This window comes from Hyphomicrobium sp. 1Nfss2.1 (genome assembly GCF_965243865.1).
Lineage (GTDB): Bacteria > Pseudomonadota > Alphaproteobacteria > Rhizobiales > Hyphomicrobiaceae > Hyphomicrobium_A.
Map to the genome: position 1 here is coordinate 1,177,151 of NZ_OZ251603.1, position 21,252 is coordinate 1,198,402.

At 63.6% G+C, this 21,252-nt stretch carries 23 protein-coding genes; 11 read left to right on the forward strand and 12 right to left on the reverse strand.

Going from position 1 to position 21,252, the window contains the following annotated elements; genetic code table 11:
* Positions 1 to 55: 55 nt before the first annotated feature.
* Positions 56 to 1,465 (forward strand): type I glutamate--ammonia ligase, encoded by a 1,410-nt coding sequence (gene glnA, locus ACP15D_RS05885; protein WP_424956616.1) that lies wholly within the window; start codon positions 56 to 58, stop codon positions 1,463 to 1,465.
* A gap of 105 nt (positions 1,466 to 1,570) precedes the next feature.
* On the opposite strand, the gene ACP15D_RS05890 is transcribed toward glnA, so the two are convergent.
* Positions 1,571 to 1,879, reverse strand: coding sequence for a hypothetical protein (locus ACP15D_RS05890; RefSeq protein WP_424956617.1), 309 nt, complete (start codon positions 1,877 to 1,879; stop codon positions 1,571 to 1,573).
* A gap of 641 nt (positions 1,880 to 2,520) precedes the next feature.
* On the opposite strand from ACP15D_RS05890, the gene ACP15D_RS05895 reads away from it, so the two are divergent.
* Both ACP15D_RS05895 and ACP15D_RS05900 read left to right on the forward strand, forming a co-directional pair.
* Complete coding sequence (locus ACP15D_RS05895) at positions 2,521 to 3,390, forward strand: hypothetical protein (RefSeq protein ID WP_424956618.1); 870 nt, start codon at positions 2,521 to 2,523, stop codon at positions 3,388 to 3,390.
* Positions 3,391 to 3,402: 12 nt separating this feature from the next.
* Positions 3,403 to 4,257 (forward strand): DUF4846 domain-containing protein, encoded by an 855-nt coding sequence (locus ACP15D_RS05900; RefSeq protein WP_424956619.1) that lies wholly within the window; start codon positions 3,403 to 3,405, stop codon positions 4,255 to 4,257.
* Between the two features lie 10 nt (positions 4,258 to 4,267).
* Here the strand turns inward: ACP15D_RS05900 and ACP15D_RS05905 are convergent, their stop codons facing one another.
* From ACP15D_RS05905 to ACP15D_RS05930, 6 genes are all read right to left on the reverse strand, one after another.
* The gene (locus ACP15D_RS05905) at positions 4,268 to 4,447 is read right to left on the reverse strand and encodes a hypothetical protein (RefSeq protein ID WP_424956620.1); all 180 of its coding nucleotides are present in this window, start codon (positions 4,445 to 4,447) and stop codon (positions 4,268 to 4,270) included.
* A 49-nt stretch (positions 4,448 to 4,496) separates the two neighbouring features.
* Positions 4,497 to 4,811 (reverse strand): hypothetical protein, encoded by a 315-nt coding sequence (locus ACP15D_RS05910; RefSeq protein WP_424956621.1) that lies wholly within the window; start codon positions 4,809 to 4,811, stop codon positions 4,497 to 4,499.
* Positions 4,812 to 4,931: 120 nt separating this feature from the next.
* Entirely contained in the window at positions 4,932 to 5,192 is a 261-nt protein-coding gene (locus ACP15D_RS05915; protein ID WP_424956622.1) for a hypothetical protein, read from the reverse strand.
* Positions 5,193 to 5,288: 96 nt separating this feature from the next.
* The gene (locus ACP15D_RS05920) at positions 5,289 to 6,392 is read right to left on the reverse strand and encodes a pyridoxal phosphate-dependent aminotransferase (RefSeq protein ID WP_424956623.1); all 1,104 of its coding nucleotides are present in this window, start codon (positions 6,390 to 6,392) and stop codon (positions 5,289 to 5,291) included.
* A 69-nt stretch (positions 6,393 to 6,461) separates the two neighbouring features.
* Positions 6,462 to 6,899 (reverse strand): DUF1489 family protein, encoded by a 438-nt coding sequence (locus ACP15D_RS05925; protein ID WP_424956624.1) that lies wholly within the window; start codon positions 6,897 to 6,899, stop codon positions 6,462 to 6,464.
* Between the two features lie 81 nt (positions 6,900 to 6,980).
* Positions 6,981 to 7,412: a hypothetical protein gene (locus ACP15D_RS05930; protein ID WP_424956625.1), complete on the reverse strand. Its 432-nt coding sequence runs from the start codon at positions 7,410 to 7,412 to the stop codon at positions 6,981 to 6,983.
* 167 nt (positions 7,413 to 7,579) lie between these two features.
* On the opposite strand from ACP15D_RS05930, the gene ACP15D_RS05935 reads away from it, so the two are divergent.
* The 6 genes from ACP15D_RS05935 to ACP15D_RS05960 all read left to right on the forward strand — a co-directional run bounded on the left by ACP15D_RS05935 (position 7,580) and on the right by ACP15D_RS05960 (position 11,744).
* Positions 7,580 to 8,041 carry a hypothetical protein gene (locus ACP15D_RS05935; protein WP_424956626.1) on the forward strand — a complete coding sequence of 154 codons (462 nt, stop codon included), beginning with the start codon at positions 7,580 to 7,582 and terminating at the stop codon, positions 8,039 to 8,041.
* A gap of 67 nt (positions 8,042 to 8,108) precedes the next feature.
* Positions 8,109 to 8,600, forward strand: coding sequence for a methyltransferase family protein (locus ACP15D_RS05940; RefSeq protein WP_424956627.1), 492 nt, complete (start codon positions 8,109 to 8,111; stop codon positions 8,598 to 8,600).
* Positions 8,601 to 8,614: 14 nt separating this feature from the next.
* Positions 8,615 to 9,367, forward strand: coding sequence for a DUF5655 domain-containing protein (locus ACP15D_RS05945; RefSeq protein WP_424956628.1), 753 nt, complete (start codon positions 8,615 to 8,617; stop codon positions 9,365 to 9,367).
* Between the two features lie 92 nt (positions 9,368 to 9,459).
* Positions 9,460 to 10,791, forward strand: a complete 1,332-nt coding sequence (locus tag ACP15D_RS05950; protein WP_424956629.1) for a hypothetical protein — start codon at positions 9,460 to 9,462, stop codon at positions 10,789 to 10,791.
* A gap of 141 nt (positions 10,792 to 10,932) precedes the next feature.
* Complete coding sequence (locus ACP15D_RS05955) at positions 10,933 to 11,277, forward strand: zinc ribbon domain-containing protein YjdM (RefSeq protein ID WP_424956630.1); 345 nt, start codon at positions 10,933 to 10,935, stop codon at positions 11,275 to 11,277.
* 173 nt (positions 11,278 to 11,450) lie between these two features.
* Complete coding sequence (locus tag ACP15D_RS05960; protein WP_424956631.1) at positions 11,451 to 11,744, forward strand: hypothetical protein; 294 nt, start codon at positions 11,451 to 11,453, stop codon at positions 11,742 to 11,744.
* A gap of 36 nt (positions 11,745 to 11,780) precedes the next feature.
* On the opposite strand, the gene ACP15D_RS05965 is transcribed toward ACP15D_RS05960, so the two are convergent.
* Both ACP15D_RS05965 and mgtE read right to left on the reverse strand, forming a co-directional pair.
* Positions 11,781 to 12,233: a GNAT family N-acetyltransferase gene (locus tag ACP15D_RS05965; RefSeq protein WP_424956632.1), complete on the reverse strand. Its 453-nt coding sequence runs from the start codon at positions 12,231 to 12,233 to the stop codon at positions 11,781 to 11,783.
* A gap of 7 nt (positions 12,234 to 12,240) precedes the next feature.
* A complete protein-coding gene (gene mgtE, locus ACP15D_RS05970) occupies positions 12,241 to 13,629 on the reverse strand; it encodes a magnesium transporter (protein ID WP_424956633.1) in 1,389 nt (462 codons plus the stop codon).
* A 270-nt stretch (positions 13,630 to 13,899) separates the two neighbouring features.
* Here mgtE and ACP15D_RS05975 point away from each other — a divergent pair, with 270 nt between their 5' ends.
* A complete protein-coding gene (locus ACP15D_RS05975; RefSeq protein ID WP_424956634.1) occupies positions 13,900 to 14,922 on the forward strand; it encodes a polysaccharide deacetylase family protein in 1,023 nt (340 codons plus the stop codon).
* Positions 14,923 to 15,023: 101 nt separating this feature from the next.
* Positions 15,024 to 16,136: a polysaccharide deacetylase family protein gene (locus tag ACP15D_RS05980; RefSeq protein WP_424956635.1), complete on the forward strand. Its 1,113-nt coding sequence runs from the start codon at positions 15,024 to 15,026 to the stop codon at positions 16,134 to 16,136.
* Positions 16,137 to 16,170: 34 nt separating this feature from the next.
* Here the strand turns inward: ACP15D_RS05980 and ACP15D_RS05985 are convergent, their stop codons facing one another.
* From ACP15D_RS05985 to ACP15D_RS05995, 3 genes are all read right to left on the reverse strand, one after another.
* Positions 16,171 to 17,715 (reverse strand): AAA family ATPase, encoded by a 1,545-nt coding sequence (locus ACP15D_RS05985; protein ID WP_424956636.1) that lies wholly within the window; start codon positions 17,713 to 17,715, stop codon positions 16,171 to 16,173.
* Positions 17,716 to 17,890: 175 nt separating this feature from the next.
* The gene (locus ACP15D_RS05990; RefSeq protein ID WP_424956637.1) at positions 17,891 to 19,468 is read right to left on the reverse strand and encodes a hypothetical protein; all 1,578 of its coding nucleotides are present in this window, start codon (positions 19,466 to 19,468) and stop codon (positions 17,891 to 17,893) included.
* A 122-nt stretch (positions 19,469 to 19,590) separates the two neighbouring features.
* Positions 19,591 to 21,168: an OmpA family protein gene (locus tag ACP15D_RS05995; protein WP_424956638.1), complete on the reverse strand. Its 1,578-nt coding sequence runs from the start codon at positions 21,166 to 21,168 to the stop codon at positions 19,591 to 19,593.
* Positions 21,169 to 21,252 lie beyond the last annotated feature (84 nt).

Sequence of the window (21,252 nt, forward strand, 5' to 3'; positions counted from 1 at the left end):
GGCCCCTTTTTCCCGCAAGAAGAATGCCGCTCAGGCTTACACAATGGGGAGTCTCATGAAGAGCGCCAGCGATGTCCTCAAGCTTTTGAAGGACAAGGACGTCAAGTTCGTCGATTTCCGCTTCACCGACACCAAGGGCAAGATGCAGCACGTGACCGCGCATTCGAGCACGGTCAACGAAGACGTGTTCACCGATGGCTACGCCTTCGACGGCTCATCCATCGCCGGTTGGAAGGGCATCGAAGCCTCCGACATGCTGCTGATGCCGGACCCTTCCTCGGTCCACTTTGATCCCTTCTTCGCTCAGTCGACCGTCGCCATTTTCTGCGACGTCCTCGAGCCGTCCACCGGCCAGTTCTACGAGCGCGACCCGCGCGGCATCGCCAAGAAGGCCGAGGCCTACCTGAAGTCCACCGGCATCGGCGACACCATCTTCGTCGGCCCCGAGGCCGAGTTCTTCATCTTCGACGACGTCCGCTTCTCGACCGAGCCTTACAACACCGGCTTCCGCGTCGACTCCACCGAGCTGCCGACGAACTCGAACACCGAATACGAGATGGGCAACCTCGCCCACCGTCCGCGCGTCAAGGGCGGCTACTTCCCCGTTCCTCCGATCGACAGCTGCCAGGACATTCGCTCGGAGATGATCTCCGTGATGGCCGAGATGGGCGTCGTCGTCGAAAAGCACCACCACGAGGTGGCCGCAGCTCAGCATGAGCTCGGCATCAAGTTCGGCCCGATGGTGTCGATGGCCGACCACATGCAGATCTACAAGTACGTCACGCACATGGTCTCGCAGGCCTACGGCAAGACGGCCACCTTCATGCCCAAGCCTGTCTTCGGCGACAACGGCTCCGGCATGCACGTGCATCAGTCGATCTGGAAGGACGGCAACCCGACCTTCGCCGGCAACAAGTACGCCGACCTGTCGGAGACCGCGCTCAGCTACATCGCCGGCATCCTGAAGCATGCCAAGGCGCTCAACGCCTTCACCAACCCGACGACGAACTCCTACAAGCGTCTCGTCCCGGGCTACGAGGCTCCGGTGCTGCTCGCCTACTCGGCGCGCAACCGCTCCGCCTCGTGCCGCATCCCGCACGTGTCGAGCCCCAAGGCCAAGCGCTTCGAGGTTCGCTTCCCCGATCCGGCAGCAAATCCCTATCTCGCCTTCACCGCCATGCTGATGGCCGGCATCGACGGCATCGTGAACAAACTCCATCCGGGCGACCCGATGGACAAGAACCTCTACGATCTCCCGCCGGCTGAGCTCGCCAGCATCCCCACCGTTTCGGGCTCGCTGCGCGAAGCTCTCGACAGCCTCGACAAGGACCGCGCGTTCCTCAAGGCCGGCGGCGTCATGACCGACGACATGATCGACGCCTACATCGAACTGAAGATGGCCGAGAACATGCGCTACGAGATGACCCCGCATCCGGTCGAGTACGACATGTACTACTCTGTCTAACCGGCGCACGACGGTTGACATCAGAAAGGCCCGGGCATCGCTCGGGCCTTTTTTGATTTTGCACTACGGCCCGGCGCTGCCCGCACCCCCCGCAGCCAAGGGACGTCAGAAATAGAAAAGAATGGCGAGGAACACGCCGGCCCAGCTGATCAGCCAAAGACGCTTCGCCTGGCTCACTGTCCAGGTTCCCGCTTTGCGCGCCGCTTCGCCCCACGAGATGCGCGCGAACAGCGCTATGCACAGCCCGATTCCGAGCCCCGCAATCACAGAGCGATAGTCGAGCTCGGGCGCTGCGATGTCGAAGCCGTCGAGAACTGCCGTGCCCGCGCCATTACCTGACGGCGCCACCAGAACGACGGCAGCGATCATCAGGCCGAGGGCGAGCATCGAGAAGAAATTGAGAACGGTGCGCATGGCCGCATCGAGAATGGACGACGACGAAGGCAAGCTAAGTCGTCCGCTTTCAATATTGTGTTAACCCTGCCCGCTTCGATCGCACCTCTCGCGGTCTCGTGCCAACCGTGATTGACAGACGCATCGCGCGGGAGCACGGTTGTATGACCTCTTCAACGACAAAGGGAGGTCTATGAAAATGTTTCCGCCGGATCACGCAGGGCCGCTGGGTAGACGATCTCGAGGTCGCCTCCCCATCGGCTAACCGAAAATTTGTCGACGAGCGGAGTACTGGTTCCGCGCCCCGGAGCGCTTCGGGCAACGTTCGGATCAGCAACCGCAAAGCCCAAAATCGATTGGTACAGATCGCTTCCGAGGACGCATAGCGCCAGAGCTTCGCCTCGAACCAACGCGATCTCCAAAAGCCCGAGCGGTCGCCCGTTCGGGCTTTATGCTTATGTGGCGCATATACAGCCCGCCAAGAACAGCCGTTCAGAACCTGAGAATATTTGTAGAAAATTCACTATGTGCGTGTCAGTTTTTGATCAGTCTTTCAATGAGCTGCACACCCTGGCTCAAGCAGCGTTCAAGCTCCTTGTTCCATGTGCGGCGAGCGGCAAAGGTGCCGCAGCTTTTTGCGGACCTGCATTGGAGTGAGCGCTATGCGCGCTATGTCTTCACAGTTCGAGAGCTTCGATCCGACGGAGAGCTTCCTCGGGGTGTTCGATCAGTTCGCCGCCGTGCGCAGCTATTCGAGCGCGCCCGCCGTCGGCGGATTTCGCCTGCTCTCTCCCAAAACGACTGCCGCACGCAAAGCCAAGCGCGCGTTCGCTCCCTCGCCCGCGGCCATTGCCGCCCTCGCACGCGCCCGCATGCGCCTCACGGGCTTCTTGTCCGTGCTTTTCGTCGGTGGACTCGGGCTTGCCGTCCTCGCTGGTCCCGCCACCTGCTCGTGCACGGTCGGCGCAATGACAGCACAAGCCAATTCGCTCACCCGGCTCGGCTACATCGAGAACGCGCATTTCATTGCCGCGCGAGAGCAGCTCGCGCCTGAAACAGCAATCCCCGCCCTGTCGCTCGCGAAGGCCACCGACACTGAGACCACAATGGGTGTGTCCTCGATCACCACTTCGGCGCTGCTGCCCGCCGCGGAGATGACCAGCACCCACAGCGACAGCCAGACGCCGCCGACGAGCAGCGCCGCGCTGCCTGCACATATTGAATCACTCGCCGACGCCGGCCCCACCATAAAGCTCGCCGCCCTCTCTGAGAGCGACCTACCCGAGATCGGACCCAACACCCCGAAGACCACCGTTGCCGCGCGCGAGCCAGACGCAGACGCCGCCGATGAAGACCGGCCGCACAAGCACCGCAAGCGTGCCATCCGCGCCTACCGCACGCCCGTCGCCGCGCGCCCGACGGCGCGTTCGAAGTCATCGGGCGATGCCATGATGGTGAAGCGCGCACCGAAGTGGGCTCAGCAGATGTACGTGACGCCCTGGCAAATGCAGGCCTTCTCTTACACGCGTTGAGCAACGCTCAGCATGGTTCAACCGCGCGGCGGCCATCGCCGCGTCACACGCAGCGCGCACGAACGCACCATGCGATATGCGTTCATCACCGCTCTGACGTCAGCCTGCGTCCTGGCCAGCGCTTCGTCCGCGCAGGTAGCCCCCGGCCGCAGTTACAGCTGGCCCTCCGCAACGGCCGCGGTGCAAGCGCAGACTCTCGAACAGCGTATCCCGCCGCCAGATGGCTTTACACGCGTGACCGTTGCGGCCGGAAGCTGGGGCGCATGGCTGCGCGGCCTGCCTATGAAACCGCAAGGCGCCCCGGTGCTGACTTTCACCGGAACACCCAAATGGCGCCAGGATGTGCACGTCGCTGTGGTCGACATCGACGTCGGCAAGCGCGATCTGCAGCAGTGCGCCGACGCGATCATGCGCCTGCGCGGCGAATGGCTGTTTGCGGCCGGCCGGCCACGAGAGATCACCTTCAACGATACCGACGGTAAGCGACTGCGTTTTTCGGCGCGACGTGACCAAAGCTATGCGTCGTTTCGCAAGTACATGGACTACGTGTTCGCATATGCGGGCACCTATTCGCTCGAGCGCGAGCTGAAGCCAGTCGCGCTCGCCGACATCTCGATCGGCGACGTATTCATCAAAGGCGGCTTCCCCGGTCACGCGGTGCTCGTCGCCGACATGGTCGAGAACCCGGCAACCGGAGAGAAGCGCTTCCTGCTCCTACAGAGCTACATGCCCGCCCAGGACATCCACGTTTTGCGCAATCCCGGCTCGGCCGAACGCTCCCCCTGGTACGCGGCGAGCTTCGACGGCGAACTCGTCACCCCGGAATGGACTTTCCCGTCGCGCGCTCTGCGGCGTTGGCCCGACTGATGACGCAGCCTCAGCGCATCACGGCCAGCGTTGCGAAGGTAGCAACGACGAATGTGGCGAGACCCGCCACCGCCTTGATAGCAGCGTCGGGATCGGCGTGCGTCATCATCAGCGACAACGCATAGCCGAGCCCCGCAAGTCCCACGGCCATCACCAGAAGTCCGACAAGCATTCCGACAGTCCCGCTCATGACGTGATCTCCCTATTGCTCTTGTTGGTCGGCTTGGATGTTGTCCATTCTATTGCGCCGGGGCCGGCGGCGGCGCCTCCGGCGCCCCCTGGGGCTTCGAAGTCCGATACTGCTCCCAGTCGTGGCTCTTGATGTAGCCCTCAACCGCGTGCGGGCCATCCGGTTGCATGTGCGTATAGACGATCACGCCGACCGCGAGGCCGATCGACAGCAGAACACCGAGAGTCGAACGCAGTACCACTGCGCCGCGCCCGCTGGCTGCAGCCCACGCGGGACTGATCAGCCCCACCAGCAGATAGATAATCGCGAGGCCGAAAATGATGGTCGCGATAAGGTGCGTGTTCTGAATGAGACTGTCGTACATCGCGCCCATCCCCGTTGCCCGAGGCTTCATCTGCAGCGTGCGCTGATGACACCTGCCTGCGCGCGCATGATGACGCCGGATCCGGCGCGGTCAACGGCTATCGAGCAAGTGCTTGGAACGTCAAGGTTGTGTTGGAGCCGTCTGCTGAATTTCGGCATCGATTTGCGCCGGCGTATCCGTCCCGCCCGGCAGCTTGCTGGCAACGAAATAGAATGCCGTCGAGGCCGCAATCAGGACGATGGCAGCAACGATTGCCACCGTGCTGCGCCGGGCCGCTTTCACCAGCGACGGCTTCGTCAGGCCCAGCGCCAGATAGATGATGGCAAGCACGCACACGGCCTGGAACAGCCAGGAGGAATAATCGAGAGTGGTGCTCGTCATCTTCGCCTCAGGTCAAAAGCATCGCCCGCGATCTTTGCACTGAGGAGCTTAATGGAATGCGACCACGGGCATCGCCGTTGTAAGTTGCACCAGCAGTCAGCCGGCGGACTTAAGCGCCTGCGGCAGCGTCTCGGCAAGAGACGCTAGATCTTCATCGCTGCCGCAACTGACGCGGATGCAGCGATCGAGCGGCGCAACGCCCGGCATGCGCACAAAGACGCCACGCTCGAGCAGACCATCGAGCACGCGCCGCGCAAAGACCCCATCCCGCCCGCAATCCATGGTGACGAAATTTGCCCCCGAGGGCAGCGGCACCAAGCCATTGCTTTGAGCAATTGCACCGATCATCTCGCGTGCGCGCGAAATCTTGGCCACCACCTCTTTGAGATAAGGCTGATCCTCGATCGCGGCTAATGCACCGATCTGGCCGACGCGGTTGATGGCGTAGTGATTGCGGATCTTCTCGAACTGGCGGATGAGGCCGCTCTCGCCCAGGCAATAGCCGATGCGCGCCCCCGCGAGCCCATAGGCCTTCGAGAAGGTGCGAAAGCGCAGCACCTGCGGATTGGAGACATCGATCGGCAGCAGCTGGCTCTGATCAGCGGTATCGCAGTACGCTTCATCGAGGCAGAGCAGCACACCATCCGGCAGCGCCGAGATCAATTCGCGCAACGCTTCAGCGCCCCAGAAAGCCCCCATCGGATTATCCGGGTTGCAGACGTAGAGGATGCGCGCATCCTCGCGCCTAGCCGCATCCAGAAGGGCACCCAGATCCTGCCGGTCATCACGGTAAGCAACGCCGGCTAACCGGCCGCCGCCGCCCGCAACGTGGAAGTTGAAGGTCGGATACGTCCCGCTCGACGTGACGACCGCCGATCCCGGCTCAACCACCAGCTTCACCGAAAGGCCCAGCAGCCCATCGATGCCTTCGCCGATCACGACATTGTCGATCCCGACGCCGTGCAATCGCGCGACCGCGGCGCGCAACTCGTAGCTCTCCGGGTCCGAATACATCCAGTTGCCGGCCGCAGCTTCGCGCATGGCGATAACAGCCTTGGGCGAGGCCCCGAACACGCTTTCGTTTGCGCCTAGCCGCGCACGGAAGGCATGGCCACGCGCACGCTCCTGCGCCTCCGGGCCAACGAACGGCACGAACGCGGGCAGACTTTCGACGAGCTTGGTGAGACGAGGGCGAGACATGACGACGGCATGGCACCCCGAGGCCTCACCCGTCAACTGGCAGCGTCGCGCCCAGAAAAGCGGTGATCGCTAAATGAGGCAGAGCTCTGCTAGCTCGCGCCGCAACTTGGCCGGAAGCTCGGATAATGCGGGATCGCCCGCGCCGATATCCGCCGGCGCATCATCGGCGCTGAGATAGCGCCACCCCTGGAATGCCCGCCGCGGCACTGGCCGCACCGGCACCAGCACCGGATCGAGCAGGATGCGGCACCCCTTGCTGCCGTCGGACTTCTCACCCTGTTCGAAGCCGACAAGTCCCTGGCGCGCCTGCACCACGCCTTTGATCACCCAATAGATCGATCCGCCGTCGAGCAACTCAGCTTCACGTTTCGGCGTCTGGAATGTCATGTGCCAAAGGCGTGGCTCTTTCTTCGCCTTGCGCTGCTCGGCAATGCGCGCACTCTGCCAGCTGGCGAGATCCTCGATGCTCTCGACCCCCACGCACAGCTTGATGAGATGAAGCGGCATTATCCTCCCTCGCTCACGCGCAAAGATGGACCTTCCGCGGGGCGGCCGCCAGCGCTTGCGGGCGGCATCCACAGCACCGGACTATTTCTCCGTGCATGACCCCACATACTGCGCCACCACCGGCTGCCCCAATACACCGAAGTGGCGCGAGTGCACGGCCGGATACGTGCCGCTCGTAGCATCCTTGTCGTAGACGGTGGTGAGGTTGAGGAAGCCCTCGTTGACCACCTCGAGGAAATGGTTCGCGTTGATCGCGCGCACCACCTTCAGCGGCGTCGGCGGCGCAGTCTTGTCGAGGACGAGGTTCGCCTTCTGGCCTTCCAGATCGATGTCCGCAATCGTGAACGCAATCGGCTTTGGCTGCTCGCCCTTGAACACACCGTTCTCGAAGGTCCAAGTCGTGCCACTGGTAAAGTTGCACTGAAAACCCTTCGGTTCTTCCTGAGCTCGCGCGGGTGAAACGCACGCAACAGCCAGAACCGCACTCAAAACAATATTCGCCTTGATTTGCATATACTCTCTACCGGGACACTGAGCAGCAGGCCTATACCTACTGGACCTGAAGCGAGACCAGCAAGCAACAGCTGCAAAAAGGCTTCTTGTCGCCCCCCGCCAGCGCTACGCATGCCTTCAATCCGCCCCGTTTCGAAGCTCGATAGCTGTAAAGGCGGGGAGATTCGATGTACGCACTGCGAACCCACATGGTCGTTGCGCTGGCGTGCGCCCTCGCAGGCGGCTGCTCCACCGCGCCCGCCGATACACGCCCGAACCTTGTCGGCGACATGAAGGCCCCGAGCAGCGAGGTCACCACCGGTTCGCTTCCTGCATCCGGCTACCAGCTCAGCGATAACGAGCTGAAATACGACTGCCGCAAGCTCACCGGCATGATGCAGATCCGCATTCTTCAGGTGCGCGGCTACGACTCGAACAAACAGGCTTCTGCAGCTGCCCGTGGCCTCCAATCCTTCGCCACCCCGATCTGGGGCGGCACGAAGGAAGGGCTCGACCCCGAGGCCCAGCATCGCAAGGACATTGCGATGCTCGAGGCCTTTAACCGCCGCCTCGCCGAGAAGAACTGCAAGACATTCGACTTGAATGCCGAACTGGCGGCCACGAAGGACACCACACCCACCCCGCGCTAGGGTGGGTTAACGGAGGGGCGCGTTTCTGGTGTAAACGTCAATTCCGGACGAGCATCAGGAAGCGGCAATGGCCTCCGACGACAAGAACCGCGATATCGCCGAGCGGCCGAGCACCGTTCCATGGCCGCCGATCGTCCTGGCCGGCGTGGTCATCGCCGCTATCGCGTTGGGCTACATCGCTCCACTGCCCTGGCCCGGCATCGACGATCAGTCAGCGCATCTCGTCGGCCTCGGCATCGGCGCCGCCGGCATCGTGCTCCTGATTTGGGCGTTGCTCACCCTGCGCGGCCATGGAACGACGTTCCTGCCGGACGCAGGCGCCACGACGCTGGTTACCACCGGCCCCTACCGCCGCTTCCGTAATCCCATCTATCTCGCGGACACGATGATCCTCCTCGGCGCCGCTGAGGTGACGAAAAACATCTGGCTGGTCATTGCCGCAGCCGTCTTCGCTGCGCTCGTCACCTGGCTTGCGATCCTCCCCGAGGAGCGCCACCTCGAGCACCGTTTCGGTGACGCCTATCGCGATTACAAGTCGAAGTCGCGCCGCTGGATTTGAGCTAGGAAATCGGCATGGCCATCGACTTCGGCGAAAAGGAGCGCGAGTTCATCGAAGGTCTGAAGGAAAACACCGGCCGCGACCTCGCCGAGTGGATGCAGGCAATCACCGACGCACGTCTCCCCCATCGCAACGACATCATCGACTGGCTGCGCCACAAAGGACTGATGTTCTCCAAGGCCTCGTGGCTGGAGCGCATCCACCACAACGGCGGCCGCCCGATCTATGCCGGCGTACCAAGCGGAGCAGCGCCACGGCGTCCGGCGCGCCGCCGCCCCGAACCACGCCTCGCACCATCGGCAGTCTTGCGCACCGCACCGCCAGGCCCGCCTGCCGCAACTCCAGCCGCGCCGATCTCGCCGCCCGCCGCGCCGGCGAAACCCGCGCCGATGCCGCCCGCAACTTCCGTTCCCGCCGACATCGACACCCTGCTCGCTAAGGCAAAGGCCTACCGGCCGCTAGCACAGCTCATCCTCGCCAAAGTTCGGCAGGCGGCCCCCGCCGCGGCACTTTCCCTGCGTGAAAGCGCAGTCGCCATCGGGCAGCCCTCGCCCTTCGCCCTCCTCGGCGTCTCACCCAAGGAGGTTCGCCTCCACTTGGCGCTCGGAGATCATCCCTTTGATGAAACCTTGAAGAAAGGACAAGCCGGCGGCGGACTTGGCAAAGGCGAAGTGCTGTCCCACATGCTGGTGCTGAACGATGCGCGCCAGGTCGATGCACGTCTGACGGAACTCATCTCGCAGGCAGCATCGCGCACAGGCAATTGAGGCCGAACCATCGAATAGCCCGAATTTTGCGCCCCAGTCCGCCGTGCAAGTCTGCGTATATTGAAGTGCGGCACATGTTTGGAGGCTTTGTAATGTCCGCCGACGCCCGTTGGGCCCGTACCGCACTCATCATCGCGACGCTCAGCGCTTCGACTGCGGGACTGCATGCGCAGTCAGCGCAGCGTGACGGCATCGCCGACCTGATCTACCGCTCGACACCGCAAGCGAAACCCGAGCGCGTCGCCGAAACGACAGTCGCCCCACCCACAACCGCCACAGCTCCGGCCGCCCCCGCCGTCCCGAAGGACCCGCGCGAAGGGGATGAAGCCTTCGAGCAGGCGCGCCAGTTGATGCGCGCCGTCGATGCCATCTTGCGCGACGCCGCAGACCAGCGCTCCGAAGCCCAGAAGCTTCCCGGCCGCGACGAATTCATCCTGACGCCCTTGTGGACCGAGACGCGCGAGGACCGCGAAGCGCGCATTCGCGCCCTGCTCGATTCAGCCCTCGGCATCGTCACAGACGTGCCCATCGTCGACATGCAGAAGAAGGTGGAAGGACTGCGCCTGAACATCCGTGATATCGAAGCCCAGATATCGACGCTGAAGGAAAAGCAGATCACTGCGCCCAAGGACGCGCTTCTTCCAGGCGTGCTCACCGATACCGTCTCCAGCCTCGATTCAAATATCAAGGACGCGTACGCGCGTATCGACAAAAACAAAGACGAGATTGCCAAGACCAAAGCCGAGATTGCCGGCGCGCTCGCCAAGACCGGCGTGGAGTTGACACCCGATCAGGTCGATCTGCTGCTCGACAGCGTTCTCTCCGGCGACCTAGTGCGCCTCGTCGCCGTCTTCAACGCCGCCAAGATCATCGACAGCCAGCTCGGCAAGCTGCTGACCGCTGCTGGCGACAACATGAACTCGGCGCGCAAATACTTCGCCATGCACGCTGCGTTGTTCGCCATGCTGGTGCATGCGCAGGGCACCGCGATCGAGAAGATCGACACCAACTACATGCCGAAGCTGAATGCCATCCTCAAGGACATCCAGTCGGCACAGGCAAAGACGGCCAAGCTGTTGCAGGCCGAGAACCGGCCCGACCAGAAGCGCGCGCTCGAAGCCAACCGCGACGCCCAGAAGGTCGCCGCCGAAGCCGCCAAGGGCTATCGCCGCTATCTGCAGCAGCAGCGCGAGCAGATCGCCAGCGCGCGCACCCGTGCGGTGCACGACCTGCGCATCGCCGACAACACCTACGAGACCGTCGAAGCGAGCTTCCAGCTCAAGAACCTGATGCGCGACAGCGCCGCTTCGTTCGAGGCGATCCAGAAGCTCGAGGCTCCCACCTTCGACCAGATCTTCAAGAACGAAGAGCTGCGTCAGGAGTTCGAGAACCTGACGCGCCGCCTCGACGCCCCTTCGAGCTGACGCTTCACCCACTTCTGCCAGCGTGACGAAATGCATTTCGCCGATGGCGCGCGAGATGCTATGGCGGTGCCGATTTCCCACCTGCCGTCCTGATGCGTGCGCCAAGACGCGCGCGTCCCATCCATGCGCCAAGGACCAATCATGACCACGCTACCGCCGTGCCCGAAATGCAACTGCGAATATACCTACGAGGATCGCGGGCTCTATATCTGCCCCGAGTGCGCACACGAGTGGGACCCGCAGACCGCTACTGCGCCCGCTGAGGCGGAAGGCAAAGTCTACCGCGACGCCGCCGGCAACACGCTCCAGGATGGCGACAGCGTGGTCCTCATCAAGGACCTGAAGCTGAAAGGCTCCTCGAAGGTTCTCAAGATGGGCACTAAGGTGAAGAACATCCGCCTTGTCGACAGCGACCACGACATCGATTGCAAGATCGACGGCATCGGCGCCATGAGCCTCAAATCGGAATTCGTCAAAAAGGCCTGATGCGCATCGGGAAGGGATGACACACCGCCGCGTCGCTAGAATGCAACGCGAAATTTGGCTTAGATCATTGAACGCATCCTGCGCTGCAACAAAACTGTCATGACCGCGCGTTCGCAACGAGCATCGCGGCCATGAACCTTACAGACATGAGCCTTGCAGACAGGAGAGCCACGATGTCCGCCGTTGCCGAGGTTGCCGTAGCCGATAAGCCCGAAATCAAGGTCAAGCCGGAGATACAGGCCGCGCCCGATGCGAAGTCGCAGGACGTTCTCCTGCACGTGCGCTATTCGCCCGATGCTTCGATCTTCTTTATCGACTCTTGCCCCCCGTGCCTCGGCTCTGATGATTGGCTCAAGTTGCTGCTCGCCGAGGCATCCGATTGCTATCGCGCTCTAGCCGGCGGCCGCGGTTTCTTCCGCATCCCTTCGGAGCGCTTCTCCGCCATCCTGGTCAAAGCTGCGAATTAGCCCACGGCGTGAACAGTGCCGCCGCGCTGATTTCCATCAGCGCCGGTACTGCACGAACGAACTGAGCCTCGCCACGCGGTCGTACAGCCGGCGCGCCTGGCTGTTGTCCTGCTTCGTTGCCCAATAGGTGCGGCTCGCCCCGCGCCTATCGGCTTCCTCGTACACCGCTTTGATGAGTGCGCGCCCGACCCCGTGACGGCGCGCGTCGCGGTCTACGTAGAGATCTTCCAGATAGCAGTAGCTCGTCGACGACCACGTCGAGGGGTGAAAGACCACGTGCGCGAGCCCGATGGGACGGTCATGCTCGTCCACCGCGACGGCACCCCAGAAGCCATCCTTCTCGCCGATGAGGCGCTCCCAGGTCAGGTCGATCACGTCAGCCGGAACCTTCGCTTCGTAGAAATTGATGTAGCCGTGGAACAGCCGATCCCACGCCTCGCGATCGGAAGCGCGCAGCGGCCGAATGCTGACGTCACTCTCAACGCTCATCTTTGCCTCATCCAAGCCAAAGCGTCGCCAGACCCAGGAACGAGAAAAACCCTACGACGTCTGTCACTGTTGTGACGAACACCGTGGAAGCCACGGCGGGGTCAAATCCTAGCCTATCGAGTGCTAGCGGAATGAAGATGCCTGCCAGCGCTGCCGCGATCATGTTGATGATGATGGCAACGGCGATCACCACGCCAAGCTGATCGGCACCGAACCAGTACACCGCCAGAAGTGACAGGAACACGGCGAACGTCAAGCCGTTGATTAGTCCAACAGCTGCCTCGCGTGCCACAACGCGTGGGATATTCGCCGGGTTGAGCTGACGTGTCGCCAGTGCACGCACACTCACGGTCATCGTCTGCGTTCCCGCGTTGCCACCCATCGAAGCAACCATCGGCATCAACACTGCGAGCGCCACCATCTGCTCGATGCTGGCGCCGAACATCTTGATCACCGAAGCCGACAAGACTGCCGTGCCGAGATTGACGAACAGCCAGGCAAGCCGCGGCGGCGCAATCTGGCGCACGCTGTCCGTCAGCCGCTCATCGCCGACGCCTGCCAGCAGCTTTGCGTCCTCGTCGGCCTCCTGTTCGATGACCTCGACGACATCGTCGACGGTCACGACACCGACAAGGCGGTCGTTGCTGTCGACGACGGGCGCCGCCATCAGCCCATAGCGCTCGAACTGCCGCGCCACCTCTTCCTGGTCAGCGGTCGCGAGCACGATGTGGCGATCGGTGTCCATGATCTTCTCGATCGGCAGGTCGCGCTTCGACCGCAGCAGGCGCGAAATGTCGACGCTGCCGAGCAGGTGGTAGCCGGGATCGACGACGAAGATCTCCGAGAACGTGTCGGGCAGATCCTCGGTCTCCCGCGCGAAATCGATCACCTGCCCCACGGTCCAGAACGGCGGAACCGCGACGAAGTCCGCCTGCATGAGGCGGCCCGCGGTTTCCTCCGGATAGAGCAAGTTACGCTGCAAGGCCGCGCGCTCGCCCTGCGGCAGCTGATCCAGGATCTCCTTCTGGTCGTCCTCTTCGAGGCCTTCGAGGAGATACGCGGCATCATCGGTGTCGAGATCGCAGACAGCCTTGGCCAGCACGTCGTTCGGTAGCGCCTCGGAAAGCTGATCGCGCACCTTCTCGTCGACGCCGACCAGCGCTTCGAAGTCGAAGTCCGGTCCCAGCGCCTCGATCAATGCGACGCGCTGCTCGGGCCCGAGCCATTGGATTAGGTCGGTAAGGTCAGGCCCCTTGACGTCGGCAACCAGCGACCGCAGCGCCGCAGTATCCTCGGCTTCCAGCGCCTCGTCGACCGCATGAAACAGATCGGCCTTCGGCTTCACTTCCTGCTCACGGCTGGCGCTGGCGCCATTCTGCGTATTTTCCAAGCGCACACTCCGTCTGCGTCGGGTCGCGCCGTGGCGCCCAGCAACTGACTTCCGATCAACCGGATGATGCCCGGCTTTAGCATGTTGTCGCGTGCTGCACAGTCTGGTGCGCAGATGCAACAACACACTGAAAGATGAACGCTACTGGCAAACTTTTACAGAAAATCTTAGTGGTTGCGGACTAGTTAAGCCCCTTGAGCAGCGCGCGGTGATCATCCTCACCGCATGATCGACAATGGGCGAAGTGTACCGATGCGGTGGTTGAGTACATTGTGCTTGGGGAGCCTTTGCCTGCTGTCGTGCGGCGATATATCGAAGCCCCGCGCCCAGGAAGCCCCGCCCCATCCGGCCACCCAGGTCGCTGACTGCGCCACCCGCGCCGACGTGCTCGGCCTCTCCCGCATCGTCGAGGTCGACACGTCTGAAGGTCCGCTGTTCGGACGCGGCCGCAAGGGCGGATTCGATTTCCTCAAGGATGGCGAGATCGTCCTCACCTTCGACGATGGCCCCTCGCGCTCGCACACGCGCAACATCTTGAAAGCGCTGGCCCAGCACTGCACCAAAGCGACATTCTTCATGGTCGGACGCATGGCAGCATCCGATCCGGCGATGGTCCGCGAGGTCGCAGCCGCCGGGCACACGATCGGCAGTCACACCTGGTCGCACGCCAAACTCTCCAGCCTCACCGCCGACAAGGCCGAGGAAGAGGTCGAGCTTGGCCTCAGCGCCGTCGCTTCAGCGCTCGGTGCACCGGTAGCCCCATTCTTCCGCTTCCCCTATCTGCGGCCCAATGCAGCGGCGGTCGAGTACCTGAAAGCGCGCCACATCGCCAGTTTCATGATCGACGTGGATTCGCGCGATTTCCGCAGCCGCGATCCAGCAGAGGTGCAGAAGAATGTCCTCACGCAGCTTGCCGGACGTCACAGAGGAATCCTCCTCTTCCACGATATTCAGCCGTCGACCGCGCACGCCCTGCCGGCGTTGCTCACCGAGCTGAAAAAGCGCGGCTTCAAGGTTGTCCATATGGTGCCAAAGCAGACAGCCGAGACGCTGCCCGAATATGACGCGCGCGCAGCCAAACTGATCGCCCACAAGATGCAGGCCGCCAGCAAGGAGCCGCTGGCGCCCCGCGCGCTCACTTGGCAACAGTCCCAGCAGAGCACGGGAGATGGTGGCACCGAGGTGCTCCCGTGGGCGCATCAGCGCAACACATCATCCCCACTGTCCACCGGCTCGACCGCCTCGCCTACCAACGAACCGGCAACCGTGCCATGGTATCAGAAGTGGTTCACGCCATGAGCGCGTGTCGAAACGAGTACGAGTTGCGTATCCCTCTGCCCATGCGGGCGCCTAACCGATTGAGGTGTACTTTGAACCGTCGTTTCTCCCTTGCGTGCGCCATGGCCACTCTCGCATCGGCACTCGCACTACCTGCACTGGCCGATGAAGCCTGCAAGGATCCCAAGAACGCTCTTGGCGTCTCGCGCATCGTCGAGATCGACGCAAAGTCGGGCCCCCTCTACGGCGCCTTCACCAAATACGATAAGGAGCCGCGCTTTCTCGGACCGAAGGAGGTCGTGCTGACGTTCGACGACGGCCCGATGCCCAAGTACACCAAGCCGATCCTCGCGGCCCTCGACAAGTTCTGCACCAAGGCGACGTTCTTCTACGTCGGCCAGATGGCCCAGGCCTATCCTGACATGGTCAAAGAGGTGATGGGCCGCGGCCATACCATGGGCACGCACACCTGGTCCCACCCTCTCAACCTCCGCGCCCTTTCGCTCGAGCGCGCAACCGACCAGATCGAGCGCGGCTTCGCCGCTGTGGCACTCGCTGCAGGTCAGCCCATCGCGCCGTTCTTCCGCTTCCCCGGCCTCAGCGACTCCGGTCCGCTCCTTGCACACCTACAGGAGCGCGGCATCGCCGCCTTTACGGTCGATGTAGTCTCCAATGATAGCTACATTGGCAGCCCTTCGCGCCTGGCCGCACGCACCATCCAGCAGGTTGAGCACCAGAACGGCGGCATCATCCTATTCCACGACATCAAGGCATCGACCGCCGCCGCCTTGCCGACCATCCTCACCGAGCTGAAGAAGCGCGGCTATAAGGTCGTGCATATGCGCTCAAAGGCCAACTTCGAGCCGCTTCCCGCACTCACCGCCGAGCTTGAGACCAAGCGCGCCGCCGCCGAGGCCAAGAGGTCAGGCCGCAAAACGACGGAAGCCACCTCAACCGAAAAGAAGCTCGTGCCCTTCTATGCACCGATCATGGTGTCGACACTCGAAGAGAAGAGCGAGCCTGAAGTGACCGTGCTGGAGCCTGAGGCGAAGGAGCGCGTCCACGCCGGCGGCACCCACGCGACCGCCAGCGCCCCTGTCGCCTCCGCCGAAGCCAGCACCGGAGACGTCACCCAGCCAGTAACGCAAACGCGCAGTAAGAAGCATGCACGCAAGCGGCACAAACCGGACGCCGATCCGCTGAGCCTCAGCAATGCGATCAGCGGCCGCTGGTAGCACTCTCTCGTTGATGAGCTAGGTCGAGGTGAGCTTAGGCGGACGAAGCGCTGCTCGCCACCTCGACAACCCGCCGTGCCTCTTCCAGCCCCTGCTCCGGCGTACCCGAAGCATCAACCTTGTACCAGGTGATCGCACCGAGCTCATAACCGAGCTGCTCGCGCACGACGCGCTTATCGGCGTCCGAGGCGTCCCCTTGCCGCCGCTCGACTCGCGCGATCAGGGTCTCGGCCGGCGCCTGCAGCCACAGCCCGATGAACGGACATCCCGCATCGCGCGCAATCGTCTCGATGTTCGCCCGCTCCTCTTCGTTTGCGAACACCGCATCGACGATCACCGCTTGGCCGGCAGACAGCGCCCGCCGCGCCTTGTCTTCTACGATGCTGTAGACCCGCTGCGCCGTGCCGACGCGATAGTGCTGCCGGTCGAGCCGCTGCGTCTCCGGAATGCCGAACAGGCGCTTGCGTTCGACATCGCTGCGCAGATGCAGCGCACCCGGCGCACAGCCCACAAACGGGGCGAGCTGGGCGGCCAGAGTCGACTTCCCCGTGCCCGACAATCCCCCAACCGCAATCAACACCGGTGGTGGCGGGGCGAGATAGCTCCGCGCCAGTAGCGCGTTGCGATCGATCTCCGCGCGCAACGCCGTCTGCGCTTCGGGTTCCAACTGCTCAGTGCGCGCCATCGCCACAACCGCCCGCACACCGCCACGGCACGCGAGGAATAGCGGCAGGCATGCCAACCCCTCGATCTCGCCACCGATGGGCTCGAACGCAACGTAAGCATTCAGCACCGCGTTCGCCGCGTGGCGGTCACCGCGCACATCAAGATCCATCAGCAGAAAGGCAAGATCGTACAGGACATCGATCGTTGCCAGCGCCTCACTGAATTCAAGGGCGTCGAATGGCACGGGCTTGTTGTCGATCAGCACGATATTGCCAAGGTGCAGATCGCCATGGCAGCGCCGCACGCAACCCGCGTAGCCGCGCTCTGTCAGGACCGGCTTCAGGCTATCGAACATCTCTATCAGCCGCCGCGCTACATCCGGATAGCCAAAGTCGAGTGCACTGGAGAGCTGATCGACCACGGGCGCCAGAATGCGCTCGCCATTGCAGGCGCTCGCGATCGGGCTGTCCTGATGGTAGCGCGCAACCATGTCGGCAAGAGACTTCGCCAAGTCCTCCGCAATCGGACCCTGCTCCTCCCGATGGCTCAGCACCGCATCTTGCGAGAAGCGGCGCATGCGCACCGCCCATTCGATGATGTCGCCGCGTTCATCGAGCCCCAGGCTACCGTCGTCGCGGCGTACGATCGGGACCAGCCCGAGATAGATGTTCGGCGCATGCGGGCGGTTGATCTCCATCTCGCGCACCGCAGCGGCGTGCCGCGCGTGCAGCGTGGAGAAATCGACGAAACGCAAATGCACCCGCTTGCGCAACTTGTAGGCGTGCTCGCCAACGAGATAGACGCGCGCAATGTGCGTCTCCACCACCTCGACTGGACCGCTTTCGCCGTAGCTTGCCGCATCGCGCAGGAACGCATCGATCTGGCGTTCCTCGTCATCGGCGAACGTGAACATCGATTGTCCTCATCGGCTGGAGCGCGCACGCGTCGATAGCAGACCACGTCACGGTGTCGCCGCCCGTGATCTTACGCAAGCGTTTTGCCGATGCGAACGCTGCCTTGCAAGACCATGATCGCTTCGGACCCAAGCGGGTCCGAAGCATCGGTCACGCAGGCACGCCTGGAGGCCTTTAGACGTCGCTACGCCGCGAGAATTCGGTCTGGCCGCCGGTCGCCAGGATGCGCGCCTGCTCGACCCAGTTCTCGCGCTCGATCCGCCCCTTGAAGTCGAGAATCTGGCTGATGCGCTCGATGTCCGCACCGGTCCAGTTCGCCACCTGCTCGAAGTGCACGATGCCCAGCGAGTTGAGCTTCTTCTCGATCAGAACGCCGATGCCGCGAATGCGCTTCAGGTCATCACCGTCACGCGATGGGTGCGCGCCCCAAGCCCCGTCAGATCCAACGAGCGCTTCGGAGCGTACCGAGCGCAGCGGCGCAACACCTCCGCTGGTCGGTTCCGCCGCTGGCGTCTCGGTAGGAGTCGCCACTGGCTCCGTAGCAATCGCAGGCGGCTCTACGGCGGCAGCAATCTCGGACACCGCAACAGGTGCCATCGCGGCGACAACCGGAGCTGCCACGGGCGCCGGTTCAGGAGCTGGCGCTGGCGCCGTCGGCCCAGCAGCGGGCTCTGACACCGGTTGCGTCTCATCGAGCCGGAGTGCGTAGTAGGTCTTGCCACCCTCGGCCAGCACCCGCGCCTGTCCGACCCAGTTCTCCTTTTCAACGCGGCCCGGCGAGCCCAACGCATCGTCGATGATTTTGATATCCGCAGCGTTGAGCAACGCGAAATCGGAATAGCGCTGCACACCGAGTTCCTTGAGCGTGCGCTCATTCAGGATGCCGATGCCACGAATGCGCTTGAGGTCATCGCCCGGGCCTGACGCAGTCAATGGCAACTGCGGTACCACGGCCACCGCAGCCACGGCGGGAGCTGCAGCCGCGACTGCGGTCGCGGGCTCCGCAAACTGGGGCACAGGCATACCGCGGTCGACGCGCCGCGAGTAATACGTCTCGCCACCCGTCGCCAGAATGTGTGCCTGCCCGACCCAATTCTCCTGCTCGATGCGACCCGAGACACCCAGACGCTCGCCGAGACCTTTGATGTCAGCCGACGTCAGTCCGGCAATCTCGGCGAAGCGGCGAATGCCCACTTCCTTGAGCTGCTTCTGCACCACGCTATCGATGCCGCGAACGCGAGTGAGATCATCGCTCGGCGCCGCGCCACCGTCCTGCGGCTGCACCGGCGCGCCGGAACCCGCCGTCACCGAGATCGACGAAATCGGCTTTGCCTCTGGGGCCGGTGCTGAAGCGGTCGGCGCGGGTTCGGGCGCTTTAGGCGCCACGGCAGGAGCGGGTGCCGGAGTCGGTGCGGCAGCTGGCTCTGGAGGCGGCGCCGGCCTTGCGGCAACCGCCGCCGCAGCAGCAGCGGCCGTCGCAGCAGCAGCGGCCGTCGCAACTACCGCCGCGCCCGTCACAGCCTGCCCGCTGATGGCGCGGTCAAAGCGACCTTCCTCAGCGCTAGCGCGCGAGGTCACCTCAATCTTCGGCTCCCCGGGGGCCGGTTGATGCGAGATGCCGCTGATCGCCACGTCCGGGCTCTTGGCCGCCCGGCTGTAATAGAAGCGCCGCTTCAGGCTGCACGCCAGCAGGCCCCCGAAAAAGAACGCGGCCGCGAGCAGCAGCCACGCCTGCCAAAGCAGCTCCGACATAACTTCACTCCCCAAATATCAATAGCGCGCGTTTCCCCGCGCGTCAGTCTTCCACCCTGGCACACGCAATCCACGCCACAATAAATCCGGCAGCGAACGCCGCCGCGGCGTACCAAACGAGATTAGCGAGCAGATAGTCCATTGCGCGTCCCCTGCTTTCGTACGGGCATCGGCGGCAGCGGCGCAGCGCGCGCCGCAACCGTCAACTCGATGCGCCGGTTCTTCGCCCGGTTCACCTTGCTGTCATTCGGTGCCACCGGCTTCTGGTCCCCGTATCCGACGGCAACCAGACGCCCATCGTCAATGCCCTTCTGGATCATATAGCTTGCGACCCCACGCGCCCGGTGTCGCGATAGCACCTTATTATGTCGAGACTTCCCCGAGGCATCGGCGTGACCGGCGATGTGCAGCGTCGCCTCCGGACAAATGTTCAGAGCGCCAACAAGCCCATCCAGAACGGCTTTTCCTGACGTGTCGATCCGGGCATCGCCCCGCGCAAAGTGCACTTCTGCAAGCCGTGCTGCCTCCTTTACGCGTTCGATGCAGGAGCCCGGTTCCGCGATGTTGCCCGGCGGCAACGCAGCAGTATCAAACCGCGGGGGCTTCGCCGGCGCGGGCGCCATCAGCCCCGACAGCCAGCTCGACACCGCGGCGGGCCCCTGGTCGTGGGTGGAGGCACCATCGGCCTTGGCCGACGCAACAACCGGCTTTCGCTCCGGAACGATGGGCGTTGCTGCGTCCCCAGTGCGCACTTCGTCTGCGCCTGGGCTCTTTGGCGACGACGCAACCGCCGTCGTCGGCGCTACTGCCGCCACCTCGGCCGGCTTTTGCTCAGGAGGGGTGACGCTCTCCTGCGGGGCCTGATCGGGCGCAGCGGCGCTTCTCTCCGGCGGAGCCACATCGCCCGGCTTGCGTAATGGCAGCTCCGTTGACGCCACCTCAGACGCCACTGCATCGCTGTGAGAATGATCTCGATCAGGCACAGGCTGCGAATGAGCGACGACATCAGCCGGCGCGCTCTCTCCGGTCGATGACGCCGCAACCGCCGGATCGGCCGACGCGTCGGCAGCCGCGACAGCATCGGCCTTTGCTTCCGCCGCCTCGCGCACAGTGGATGCCGCCGGCGCGGTCTCAGCAGTCGCCGGGATCGCCTCCGCCCCGAGAGAAGCGGGCGCGACCTCATGCGTTGCGACGGTCACCGCAGGCGTGCCATCGGCTTCTGGCGCGTCTCCCAGCACCGGCTCGGACTGATGCGCCTCCGACCACACACCACTCTCAGGGGACGTATGCGCTACCATCCTGTCGTGCTCGCCGGCGGCATCGGCGCTGGCAACCGGCACGGAGTCACCTAGCGGTAAGGGCTCGCTATCATGTAGCACCCGGTCCGGCGCCCCCCCGTCAGTCGCCGGCGTGATCGGCACGTCCTTGATCGCCGGAGCAATCGAGCGCGTACGCACGATCCGCACGCCCCAGACGTTGCGCACCACAGCAACTGCCTCCGCCAGCTGCATGCGGTCGGCTGGCTGCCCTGCAAGAAGGCCGTCGCGGCCATCGAATGCCACCACGGCCCAGTCGTGCCCCGCCGCGCGCAGGGCGTCGGTGCTGCGCCGTTCCAGATCCTGTTCTATGTGAGAATGCTGGGCCTGCACCGCCAGCCAAGCCAGCATAGCGATGGGTATAAGTCCCCACAGCCAGCGCATCGGATGGCATCTCATGCGCGCCGGAGTCTCCGCATTCGGTGCAACTGACACAATGCTACCGAGACCCCGCGTCCCGCCTTCGAT